Raw genomic sequence first — 11,837 nt, 5'->3', positions numbered from 1 at the left:
CTGCGCAGATCAGCAGCCAGAGATATTAGGAGTCAGGCCATGCGTATTTCCAGCCTACAAGCATTTCAAAATGGCGTGCAAGGATTGCAACGTAACTATGCCGCGGCGATTCGCACCAATGAACAAATCAGCAGCGGTAATCGTATTTTAACCCCGGCAGATGATCCGGTGGCCTCGGTGCGCTTGATGCAGCTTGAGCAGCAACAAAATATGCTCGGCCAATACAAGTCTAATCTGAGCGCTGCCAATAACAGCCTTGTCCAAGAAGAGTCGACTCTTAATTCGGTTAATACCATCATGCAGCGCGTGCGTGAATTGGCCGCTGAGGCAGGTAATGGTGCGCTCAACCAAAACGATCGCCAATCCATTGCTTCAGAATTGCGCGAGCGTGAAGATGAGCTCTTAGGCTTGATGAATACTCGCAATGCACGTGGCGAGTATTTATTTTCCGGTTTTCAAGGTAAAACCCAGCCCTTCGAGCGCCAAGCTAATGGCAGTTATGCCTATCAAGGTGATGAAGGTCAGCGCAAATTACAAATTGGCAGCTCACTTAATGTGGCAATCAGTGATAACGGTAAAAAAGTTTTCCAGAACATCACTAACGCTGCACGCTTGGATGCTAATTTGACCTCAACGCCCAGCTCGACCTTGACTGTTTCTAAACCCTTGGTCCAAGACGAAGTGGCTTTTTCCGGTAGCCCCGCTTTTCCAAGTGGCGGCATTGAAATTCGTTTTACTGATCCAGCGGCGACGACCCCACCGGGCAATCCAAAAGAGTACACCATTTATGATGGCGCAACGCCTGTGCAAACAGGGATCATGGATGATGACGATAAACGTCAAGACTCCTTGGTCTTTCGTGGCGTTGTGGTGCACTTTGATGGTGTGCCCGCAGGCGGTGAAAGTATTACTGTTACGGCTGATCCAACCCGCGAGAAACAAGGCGTGCTGGATACTATCCATCAGTTACGTATGGCCCTAGAAGGCAGCCCTGACAGCCCAGAAGGTAACCGCACCACCCGCGATGCCGTAGCAGCGGCGCTGACCAATATTGATCATGCTATGGTTAATATTGACAGCACTCGCGGTGATATCGGTGCGCGGATGAATATGATTGAAACCACGCAAACCGATAACGAAGACGTCAGTCTGATCAATAAAACCGTGCAGGCTGAGTTGCGCGAAGTGGATTATCCCGAGGCCTTATCAAAGTTGGCCTTTCAGAGCGTGGTGCTGGAAGCCGCGCAGCAGAGTTTTGTCAAAATCAGCCAGTTGAATTTGTTTGACAAAATACGCTAGGTAAAACCTCTAGTAGCTCTAGCAGTTACGTGGGTGCTTTTGTATTTATTAGCTCAGTGCAAATAGAGTTGTTTTAAAAAAAGTAAAAAAAACACAAAACGCCTAAAGTTATTACAGATACAGGCGATAGATATAATGAATACGATATAACTGGAACACCTAGAGCCACACAAACCAACGCTCGTCCCAGTTAGATTTTTTGATCAGCCCATTGGAGGCATTTACCATGGCACTAACAGTAAATACAAACATTGCGTCTCTTAATACTCAACGCAACCTAAGCTCGTCTTCCAATGCGCTGGCGACCTCTTTAGAGCGTTTATCAACTGGTTCACGCATCAACTCTGCAAAAGATGATGCGGCGGGTCTGCAGATTTCTAACCGTTTAACCAGCCAAATTAATGGCTTGGGTGTAGCCGTACGTAACGCCAACGACGGTATCTCTTTAGCGCAAACCGCTGAAGGTGCATTGCAGCAGTCGACTAATATTTTGCAGCGCATGCGTGATCTATCGCTACAATCTGCTAACGGTTCTAACTCTGCTAATGAGCGTCAAGCTTTGAACAGTGAAGTCAAGCAGTTGCAATCAGAATTAAATCGTATTTCAGAAACCACAACCTTTGGTGGTCAGAATCTTTTGGATGGTACTTTTGGCACGAAAAGCTTCCAGGTTGGTTCCAATGCTAATGAGACTATTGGTGTGACTGTGAATGCGGCTTCTGCGAAAAGCGTAGGTGCTGATCGTCTTGGTATGACGGGTACAGGATTTGGAGCCATTACTGCTGCTGCTGCTGACTTGACTACTAATGCGCCTGCAATTGTGGCTGGTACCTTAACAATTACAGGTAGTAATGGTAAAGCAACTGCTGTTGATGCTCTAGTTGCTACCGATTCAGCGAGCGCTGTTGCAACTAAAGTTAATAACAGATCTGAAACTACAGGTGTAACTGCTGATGCCCGTACAGGGGTGCAACTGTCTGGTCTTGCCGCTGCAGGAAACGTCAGTATGAGCTTGGGAAGTGGTACGGCTGCAACAACAGCTGTTATAAGTGCAAACGTAACCAACCCAAATGATCTGAGCAGCCTTGCGAACGCAATTAATGAGCAGACTGGTAAAACGGGTATCACTGCATCGCTAACCGATAGTAATAGTAAAATGAAGCTGGTCAATGAAGCTGGCGATGATATTACAATTGAAGATTTTGCGATTGCTGGATCCACTGGAAATCTTGTTGCACTTGACACAATGAAATACGATGGGAAAATTGATACTAGTAGCACGGTAACTTTAACTGATGCTTTACATAGTACGACGGTAAGAGGCCAAGTTCAAATTGAGTCTGCAGGCGCATTCCAAGTTTCTGCTGACACAGCAGCTATGGTTGATGCAGGAACATTAGCTGTCTCTAAACTGACTTCTGTTGCTGATATTGATATCAGTTCACAAGATGGTGCTCAGAGTGCAGTTTCGGTGATTGATGCGGCGATGGTGTCTATCGATAAAAACCGAGCTTCTTTAGGTGCGACCCAAAACCGCTTCGAGAACACCATCTCTAACTTGCAAAACATCAGTGAAAACGTCTCGGCCGCTCGCGGTCGTATCCAAGACACTGACTTTGCTGCAGAAACTGCAAATCTGGCGAAAAACCAGATCCTGCAACAAGCAGGTACCTCGATCTTGGCGCAGGCCAATCAGTTGCCGCAAGCAGTTCTTAGCTTGTTAGGCTAATGAACGGTCGTTAGTGGCATACTCAGGGGCAGTGTTTAACACTGTTCCCTGTTTTGGTTTGTAATGAGGTGAAGTATGGATATTAAAACAGACTACCGCTTGCCTCCCGCTATCACCGCAAGCGATACAAAAACGCCAAAGCAGGTAACGGCTGAGCAGCCTGCAAAAAATGCTGAGACAGTGCGGGCGACAGCACGTGAAGAACGTACTGGTACGGTTGAGTTAAATTCTGCGGCGGCAGCACTTGAGCGTGATACCTTGCAAGAAGCAGTCGCAAATATGCAAGATTTCACCCAAAATATTCAGCGCAGTTTAAGTTTTTCAATCAATGAAAGCACGGGGCGCACCGTGGTTGAAGTCACTGATAAGGCGACCGGTGATGTGATTCGACAATTACCGACTGAAGAAGCGCTACGTTTGGCCGAAAGCTTAGAGGAGATGCGTAGCTTGCTATTTACTGCGCAGGCATAATAGACAGGTGCAGACAGTGCACAACTAGATTTAAACTTAAAGCTAAGCTTTGAGTTGTTAGAGCAGCCTAACGGGCTGGCTCAACATAATTAAACATCAGACAACTGGTGAAGGTGGTGAGTATGTCAGGTATTACAGGTATAGGCTCCGGCCTTGATATTAACAGCATTGTTAAAGCGATGGTTGATGCAGAAACTGCTCCCAAAGCTGCGCAGTTAAATCGCCTTGAGAAAGCTACTACCACTAAAATTTCAGCATTAGGCAGCTTAAAAGGTGCACTGAGTAATTTTCAAACCACCATGAAAGACTTAAATAAAATGTCTTTGTTTGAAAATCGTACAGCTGTGTCTTCAAATACCAGCGCACTGACTGCTAGCGCGAGTAAAACAGCCTTGTCCGGTAGCTACAGTGTTGCTGTGCAGCAATTGGCCAGCGGCAGTAAAGTGGCGACGGATGCTGTCAGTAATTTTTCAGCGACTGGCGCCGGAACATTGACAGTCAGTTTAGGCGCTAATGATGACAATGCTGTCACTGTTGATATTGAAAACGGCGCATCCTTAGTTGAGATTCGTGACGCCTTAAATGAACAGCTAAAAGATAAAGGTATCAGCGCAAATATTGTTAATAATCCAAGCACGAACACCTCGCAATTGGTATTTACTTCTACAGAAACTGGTTTTGGCAAAGATATTTCTGTGGTGGGCAGTAGTAATGGCGGTCTTGATGCGTTCAATATTAACGGCGCAAGTAAGGCCGGCGACGGGACTGCTGGCTATTTAGAGCAAGCCGCTAATGCCAAATTTACCATTGATGGCTTAATGCTTGAGAGTGCCAGCAACACCATTGATAACGCCATACCTGATGTCACTTTTACTTTAAAAAACACCACTGAAGTTACTTCAAGCAATGGCGATGTGCAGAGCAAACCATTAACAGTTACCGTAGGCCAAGATAACAGCGGTGTTAAAAGCCAATTACAAAAGTTTGTTGATTCTTACAATGAATTGATAAAAGTAAGCAGTGAATTAACCGGTGTCACTAAAGTAGGTGATGGCAAACCGCCTGTAGTGGGTGGCTTAGTGGGTGACGCAACAGTGCGCACGTTGCTGAGTGGCATGCGTAATGAGTTAACTAAGTCGTCGGGTGTTGAAGGAGTGGGGATGCTTGTTGATTTGGGCATTACCACGCAAAAAGATGGCACCCTAAAAATTGACGACGAAAAGTTGGGTAAAGCTCTAGAAAGTAATTTTGATGCTATTGCGCAGTTTGTTGCAGGTGATAATGGCCTGATGACGCGAATGGATAAACGTATCAGCGGTTACGTTGAAACCGGGGGCGTATTAGAACAGCGCATTAAAGGTTTAACTACCACGACATCAACGATTGATACACAACGTGAAGCTCTGATTCGTCGTACCGGACAAATTGAAGCGCGTTTATTTAAACAATTTAACGCAATGGACGCCCTAGTAGGCCAATTAAACGCAACCGGCGACAGCATTGCTCAATCCCTAGAAAACTTACCTGGATTCGTTCGCAAGGATAAAAAATAGATGAATAAACCCATGCAAACCTATAACTCTGTGGCTGCAGGTCAAGATCTAACCCCTTACCAAGCGGTGGAGCTGCTCCTTGATGGCGCCTTAGAGTGTATTTCCAAAGCACTGATTGCCCAGCAAGAAAACAACGCGGCGCAACGTGGTGAGGCGGTCGGAACCACGCTCACCATTATTGGTTTGCTGCAGGACAGTCTCGATAAAACACTGGGTGGCGAGTTAGCGGAAAACCTTGATGCCTTATACGATTATATGACTCGCCGTTTAGCCGGAGTGGCTGTCGACAAGACCCCACATAGCTTAGAAGAAGTCCAAGGCATCGTGTTACAGCTGCGTGAAGGCTGGTCACAGATTGATCCTGCCAGCGAACCAAAAGAATTGTAAGAAATGGCTAAAGAAACAGCGGTCGTTGACGATATAAGGAATAGTAGAAACACTTATGGAGCACGATGTTATGAATGCAATGACCGCTATGCGTCAGTACCAGTCAGTCAACAATCAGGCGCAAGCGATTGAGGCTGATCCGCACCGTTTAATTCAAATGCTGATGGAAGGTGGCTTAACCCGTTTAGCGCAAGCACGTGGTGCCATGGAGCGTAACCAGACCGCACTTAAAGGTGAACTGCTCAGCAAAGCAATCGGCATTGTCGGTGGTTTACGTCAAGCTTTGGATGTACAGAAAGGTGGCGAGTTAGCGGAAAATTTAGACCGCTTGTATGAATATATGACCACCCGTTTAATGGAAGCGAACCTGAAAAACGATCCAGCTATTGTTGAAGAAGTATCTGACCTGTTGCGTGAAGTAAAAAGTGGTTGGGATGCTATTGCAGCATAAGTTGTGTTGACCAGAGGCAAGTACAATGAGATCAAGCACTGTTGAGCAACTGCAAAACACCAGCACGGCTTTGCGCGATGCTCTAGCGCAACAAGATTGGCAGGCTGTCGGCCAGTTAGATTTGCAATGTCGACAGGCCGTTGACAGTGCGATGGCTGACCCCCAGCAGCAAAATGATGAGTTGCGTGAGCGCATGCAAGAATTGTTAGATTTATACCGTGAATTAGTCAGTGTCTGTCAGGGTGAGCAGCAGCGTATTGCTGGTGAGCTACGGCAGATTAATCAGTTCAAAAAAAGCGCTAAAGTCTACCAAATGTTTGGTTGATCGCTAGATTCCATCAAGAAGCCCCAAGCGCTGAATGTGCTTGGGGCTTTTTTATTAAAAATTGACGTCATAAAATTGACATTGGATGCGTTTTTGACTTTACTGAAGGCGGTTTGCTGACATGCCTGATTAGCGTCCTTTATTTCTAGAGTTTAAGTAGTTCTTATGTGGCGAGAAACTAAAATACTGCTGGTTCATGACCAGGAAGAGCAGCGTAAAGAATTTGCTAATATCCTTACCTTTTTAGATGAAAACCATCTTGCCTGCGCAAGTGCTGAGTGGCGTGATGCGGTAGCAGCGCTGAATTCTAATCGCGGTGTTTTATGTGTATTGCTTGGCGGGGTCGCTGACTCAAAACGCTTAGCGACTTTGGTTAAAGAATTTGTCGAGTGGGATGAGTTCTTGCCGATCATTGTGCTGGATGAGGCTGAACCTGTTGAACTGCTTGGCGAAACTAGCCTGTCCGTACTGACCCGCTTAGAGATGCCGCCCAGCTACAGTCAATTGTTGGGTGTGTTGCATCGTGCGCAAGTGTATCGGGAAGTTTACGATGAGGCAGCTGAGCGCCGCATGCAACGTGGACCGGATTTGTTTCGCAGCTTAGTGGGTGCCAGTCGTTGTATCCAAAGTGTGCGGCAAATGATGCAGCAAGTGGCAGATACCGAAGCCAGTGTGCTGATTTTAGGTGAGTCAGGTACCGGTAAAGAAGTGATTGCACGTAATCTGCATTACAGCTCCAAACGCCGTGATGGGCCTTTTGTGCCGATTAACTGCGGTGCTATTCCTGCTGAGTTACTGGAAAGCGAGTTGTTTGGTCACGAGAAGGGTGCCTTTACCGGAGCCATCAGTGCGCGCGCTGGGCGTTTTGAGTTGGCCAAAGGCGGCACTCTGTTTTTAGATGAAGTTGGCGATATGCCGCTGACCATGCAGGTTAAGTTACTAAGGGTTTTGCAAGAGCGTATTTTTGAGCGCATCGGTGGCAATAAATCGATTGATGCTGATGTGCGCATTGTTGCTGCAACCCATAAAAACCTTGAAGAGATGATTGAAACGGGCGATTTTCGTGAAGATTTGTTTTATCGACTTAATGTTTTTCCGATAGAAATGCCAGCACTGCGTGAGCGCACTGAAGATATTCCTCTTTTGATTAACGAGCTGGTGTCGCGCATGGAAAATGAGAAGCGTGCCTCGGTACGTTTCAATGAAGCATCCATCATGTCGCTGTGCCAGCACAACTGGCCAGGTAATGTACGTGAGTTGGCCAACCTGGTTGAGCGCATGGCAATTATGTACCCACATGGTGTTATCGGCATCAGTGAGCTGCCAAAGAAGTTTCGCTATATTGATGAAGATGATGGCATCCAAGAACTGCGCGAAGAGCTCAGTGAGCGTGCTGCTTTATTGGCGGTGGCTGAGGAAGAGCCTGTGCTGGCAAATCAGTTGCCTTCGGAAGGTTTGGACCTGCGTGAGTATTTGGCTGAGTTGGAGCAAGATTTAATCCAGCAAGCCTTGAATGAAGAAGATGGCGTGGTCGCACGTGCCGCTGAACGCTTGAATATTCGTCGCACCACCTTGGTGGAAAAAATGCGTAAATACGGCATGGGGCGTAAAGAAGAGTAAGTCTAAATTGGCTAAGCACTGGTGCTATTTATAGGTTTCTTTACAATGCGGCCCTGAGTTACTTTATGGAGCTGCAGTTATGTCGCATCATCCTGCGCACGATTCGCCTTTAGGCAAAAGTAGTACCTATATAAGCCAATATGATCCGAGCTTGTTGTTCGGCATTGCACGTGCAACTAAGTGGCATGAGTTGGGTTTTAGCGCGGACACTTTGCCCTATGTCGGCGTTGATGTGTGGAATTGCTATGAGTTGTCATGGCTGCTGCCTTCGGGTAAACCCGTTGTGGCGATTGCACAGTTTATTGTGCCGGCTGACTCGCCAAATATCATTGAGTCAAAATCGTTTAAATTGTATCTAAACTCTTTTAATCAGAGCACCTACAGCAGTTTTGCTGAGGTGCAAGCCGTGTTGTCGGCAGATTTGTCGCAGGTTGCGCAAGCGCCTGTGCAGGTTGAGTTGAAAACCTTGCGCGAAGTGGCTGCAGAGGGCCTTCATGAGCCGCAGGGTGTGTGTATTGATGATTTAGATATCAATGTAAGCCAGTATGAGCATCCTGGCGTTGAGCAGCTTGCTTGCAGCTCAGAGCAGGCTGAAGAGCAGCTTTACAGTCACTTACTGAAATCCAATTGTCCTGTCACCGGTCAGCCAGACTGGGGAACCTTGCAAGTGCATTACCGCGGTGCTGCATTGGAGCATGCCAGCTTGTTGGCGTATCTGGTGAGCTTTCGCCAGCATCAGGATTTTCATGAGCAGTGTGTAGAGCGTATTTTTTTGGATTTACAGCGTTGTTTAAAGCCGGAGTTGTTAACGGTTTCGGCACGCTATGTACGGCGCGGCGGTTTAGACATTAACCCCTATCGCAGTACGCAGCACTGCACAGTCGATAATCTGCGCTTAGCGCGGCAGTAACTTGGATTAAGATTCACACAACAAAAAACCGCGTCGCTGCGGTTTTTTATTGTCGAGTAGATATTGCCTGCTGTTTTACTGCAGTCGTGTCGGTTTGCCCGCTTTGCTACGCTCAGCTTGCCACTGTTCATGAGTTTGTGCTGTTTGCTCAGCATCAAAGCGCTCAAGAATTTTTAGATAATCTTGTTTAGATGGGTGCGCCATTACGGCGTTGCGCTCGTTAGCTTGCACAACGTAAACGGTTTGCACATTTTGGTGATCAAAAGCACGCCATTGCGCCGCATCTTTGAGCAAGGTGTAGCTATAATTTTCCAGCGCGTTGATAACAGCCTCACTTTCATAGCTTCGGCTGCGATTGACTGCGTCGGCCCATTGCTTGACCACAGTGTACGCCGATGCTGCTGCGCTGGGTGGGTATAGGTCATAGGCTTTATTGAAGTTCTCAACGAAAGCTAGGCCGGCTTTTGATTGCTCCAGCTCTGGTGCACGCCATAGCCAATGTTCAGTGCCGATGACACCAGACATTACTGTTGCCCCTGCTTGCTCAATCACTGACTGAGTTAGGTTGGGTGCAATAAATTGGACTTGATCTGTCAGGCCCATAGTCTCTGCAGTGCGCATCGCGCGCACTAAATCATGGCCATACAGCACCAGCGCGATAATGTCTGCTCCGCTGTCCTTGGCTTGTTGTAGAGAAGCGTTGTAATCAGACTGCTTAGCTGTGGGGAATGGCAACAGCACGCCTTTGTGTTGACTGCTGTCTAGGCTGTTGGTGTTTTCGCGTAGGGCTTGCTCGGAGCTGTGTCCCCAAGTGTAATCTGCCGTTATGTAAAAATACTTTTTATTCGGCATGTTTTCTGACAGGTACTTGCCAAGGGCGCGGCCTGTCATGGTTGCGCTGCTGCTCTCACGGAACACATAGCGATGGCCGTTCTTGCCGGTGACATCATTGGAGTAGCCGATGGTGGCAAAATACAAAGTATTGAGTTGCTGCGCGCGTGCGCTGGCAGCAATTGCAACAGCACTGGAGACGCTGCCGAACAGCATCACAGCACCGTCTCCAATTAATTTATCAACATTACGTGCTGCTTTTTCTGGTCGTGAAGCAGTATCGCGAGTAATGATGTGTATATCACGTCCAAGTACGCCGCCTTGACTGTTTATTTCATCAATAGCTAATAAGGCGCCGCGCATTTGCGCTAAGCCTTCTTCTTTATAGTGGCCTGTGCGGGGGTAATTCAGACCGATAATAATTGGATCAGCGGCCAGCGCTGAAACGCTCATTGCAACCCATAGGGCTAAAGCAGAGAACATACGAATCACAAGAAACTCCTTAAGGTTGGAGCATAAAAGAATAAAATAAAGCGTGACTGTGCAATTATAACTAGCAGTAGGCTACTGTATATTAGTCGTACTATTACGCTTACAATTTTATCGATATTAACGAATGCGAGTTTTGACTCCAAGCAATAAAAACCATAGGTTAACTTGCTCTTTCAATTGCTGCTGTATTTCATTGGCATCTAAGTTCGTAAAAATCTGTTGTGCAAGAGGCAACTGCGCCAGAGTTTGATGTTTATTTGGGTTCTGTAGGGCCTCACCCATTTGCACCACTTCATAGAGTTGTGTCGTTGTCGCGGTGGGCGCTTCTGTGTGGTTGCTGCGGTAACGCGCGCAATCAATGATGCTGCTAGGCTGCTTCCAGGTCGTCAGCAGAATTGTGCCGATGGGCGCCGAGATCTGTTCGCAGAGCTCGTTTAACGTCTCGCTGTCGCGTGATATTTGTGGCCAGTTTTCCAGTTCGGCGAGCAGTGGTAGGCTGCCAATATCCTGAAATAAACCACCTAATAACGCATCATCAGTTGAAATACCACGCACTAAAGGTGCTAAGCAAGCTGACCAAGCAGCGCGTATTGAGGATGCATTCCAACGTGCGCGAAATACTTTCTGCAAAGGCAATTCTTTACTGATAAACATATGGCGAACTGAAAAGGCAAGCACTAGATTGCTTAGTTGATTGGTGCCCAGTCGAGCGAGTACATCAGTTAGTGAGCGACAAGGTCTTGCGCTTTTAATTAATGGGCTGTCAGCAAACTGCATTAAATATGCTGCTAGTGGTGGATCGCGATTAATGACACGGCTGAGCTGTTCTAGCGATATATAGGGGTCTTTTAATAAGCTACGGATGCGTAGCGAGTTTTCTGGCATCTGCGGAACTTTTGCTGTGCCTTTGAGAAACGCACTGAGCAAAGAGTAGTGTAGACTTTGCTGGGCTGAGCTTGATGTTGATATGGTGCCAGTCATTGACAAGTAATCCTGGTTTTTCTAGGGTGCTGAGTTTTTTTACCGCAGGTTAAATCATGACGCAGTATAACCGTATTAAGCTTGAAAAGAGTTGGAAAAAAGCGCTAGCTGAAGAGTTTGAGCAGCCTTATATGCAGCAGTTGTCTGATTTTCTGCGTCAAGAAAAACAGCAAGGCAAAGTGATTTACCCGCCAGGTGCGCTTATCTTCAATGCGCTTAATTTAACACCGCTGCCACAAGTTAAGGTTGTGATTTTAGGGCAGGACCCTTATCACGGCCCAGGTCAGGCACATGGTTTGAGTTTTTCGGTGCCTGCTGGTATCACCATACCGCCATCATTATTAAATATGTACAAAGAGTTGCAGCGTGATTTGAATATTCCGCTTGCTCAACATGGCTGTTTGCAAAGTTGGGCTGAGCAAGGTGTTTTGTTGCTAAATACAACACTGACTGTTGCGCAGGGCGAGGCGGGGTCACATGCGAAAGTTGGTTGGCAGCGCTTTACTGATCGTATTATTGATTGCGTCAGCGCGCAGTCAAATCCAGTGGTGTTTATGTTGTGGGGCGCGCATGCGCGTAGTAAAGGTGCGCGTATTGATGCTAGCAAGCACCTACTGCTGTGCTCTGTACACCCGTCACCTTTATCAGCGTATCGCGGCTTTATCGGCAACGGCCACTTCAGTCAGTGCAATAAATTCTTGCAACGCACCGGGCAAACACCAATCCAGTGGCAGCTCCCCGAACCGTAGGACGGGCACTTGTGCCCGCGTGTAGCGCTCGCGCCCTGC

Annotated in this window: 12 protein-coding genes; 10 read left to right on the top strand and 2 right to left on the bottom strand. The window is 47.2% G+C overall.

Annotated elements, in window-relative coordinates; genetic code table 11:
- Positions 1 to 39: 39 nt before the first annotated feature.
- The 9 genes from flgL (at position 40) to queF (ending at position 8,745) form a co-directional block, all read left to right on the top strand.
- The gene (gene flgL / locus FXF61_RS08355) at positions 40 to 1,299 is read left to right on the top strand and encodes a flagellar hook-associated protein FlgL (protein ID WP_151184831.1); all 1,260 of its coding nucleotides are present in this window, start codon (positions 40 to 42) and stop codon (positions 1,297 to 1,299) included.
- Positions 1,300 to 1,525: 226 nt separating this feature from the next.
- Positions 1,526 to 3,028 (top strand): flagellin, encoded by a 1,503-nt coding sequence (locus tag FXF61_RS08350; RefSeq protein ID WP_151184830.1) that lies wholly within the window; start codon positions 1,526 to 1,528, stop codon positions 3,026 to 3,028.
- 75 nt (positions 3,029 to 3,103) lie between these two features.
- Entirely contained in the window at positions 3,104 to 3,499 is a 396-nt protein-coding gene (locus tag FXF61_RS08345; RefSeq protein ID WP_151184829.1) for a flagellar protein FlaG, read from the top strand.
- A gap of 122 nt (positions 3,500 to 3,621) precedes the next feature.
- A complete protein-coding gene (gene fliD / locus FXF61_RS08340; RefSeq protein WP_151184828.1) occupies positions 3,622 to 5,052 on the top strand; it encodes a flagellar filament capping protein FliD in 1,431 nt (476 codons plus the stop codon).
- The gene (fliS, locus tag FXF61_RS08335) at positions 5,053 to 5,439 is read left to right on the top strand and encodes a flagellar export chaperone FliS (RefSeq protein WP_151184827.1); all 387 of its coding nucleotides are present in this window, start codon (positions 5,053 to 5,055) and stop codon (positions 5,437 to 5,439) included.
- A 70-nt stretch (positions 5,440 to 5,509) separates the two neighbouring features.
- The gene (gene fliS, locus FXF61_RS08330; protein ID WP_151184826.1) at positions 5,510 to 5,890 is read left to right on the top strand and encodes a flagellar export chaperone FliS; all 381 of its coding nucleotides are present in this window, start codon (positions 5,510 to 5,512) and stop codon (positions 5,888 to 5,890) included.
- 25 nt (positions 5,891 to 5,915) lie between these two features.
- The gene (locus tag FXF61_RS08325; protein WP_151184825.1) at positions 5,916 to 6,215 is read left to right on the top strand and encodes a flagellar protein FliT; all 300 of its coding nucleotides are present in this window, start codon (positions 5,916 to 5,918) and stop codon (positions 6,213 to 6,215) included.
- Positions 6,216 to 6,380: 165 nt separating this feature from the next.
- A complete protein-coding gene (locus FXF61_RS08320; protein WP_151184824.1) occupies positions 6,381 to 7,835 on the top strand; it encodes a sigma-54 dependent transcriptional regulator in 1,455 nt (484 codons plus the stop codon).
- Between the two features lie 79 nt (positions 7,836 to 7,914).
- Positions 7,915 to 8,745: an NADPH-dependent 7-cyano-7-deazaguanine reductase QueF gene (gene queF, locus FXF61_RS08315; protein WP_151184823.1), complete on the top strand. Its 831-nt coding sequence runs from the start codon at positions 7,915 to 7,917 to the stop codon at positions 8,743 to 8,745.
- A gap of 75 nt (positions 8,746 to 8,820) precedes the next feature.
- Here the strand turns inward: queF and FXF61_RS08310 are convergent, their stop codons facing one another.
- Positions 8,821 to 10,065, bottom strand: coding sequence for an ABC transporter substrate-binding protein (locus tag FXF61_RS08310; protein ID WP_151186050.1), 1,245 nt, complete (start codon positions 10,063 to 10,065; stop codon positions 8,821 to 8,823).
- A gap of 120 nt (positions 10,066 to 10,185) precedes the next feature.
- A complete protein-coding gene (locus tag FXF61_RS08305) occupies positions 10,186 to 11,049 on the bottom strand; it encodes an HDOD domain-containing protein (RefSeq protein ID WP_151184822.1) in 864 nt (287 codons plus the stop codon).
- A gap of 56 nt (positions 11,050 to 11,105) precedes the next feature.
- Between FXF61_RS08305 and ung the strand changes: the two genes are divergently transcribed.
- The gene (gene ung, locus FXF61_RS08300) at positions 11,106 to 11,798 is read left to right on the top strand and encodes a uracil-DNA glycosylase (RefSeq protein WP_151184821.1); all 693 of its coding nucleotides are present in this window, start codon (positions 11,106 to 11,108) and stop codon (positions 11,796 to 11,798) included.
- The last annotated feature ends 39 nt before the right edge of the window (positions 11,799 to 11,837 follow it).

It is taken from the genome of Pseudomonas sp. C27(2019) (genome assembly GCF_008807395.1).
Lineage (GTDB): Bacteria > Pseudomonadota > Gammaproteobacteria > Pseudomonadales > Pseudomonadaceae > Denitrificimonas.
This window is presented reverse-complemented; position numbering and strand designations above follow the sequence as displayed.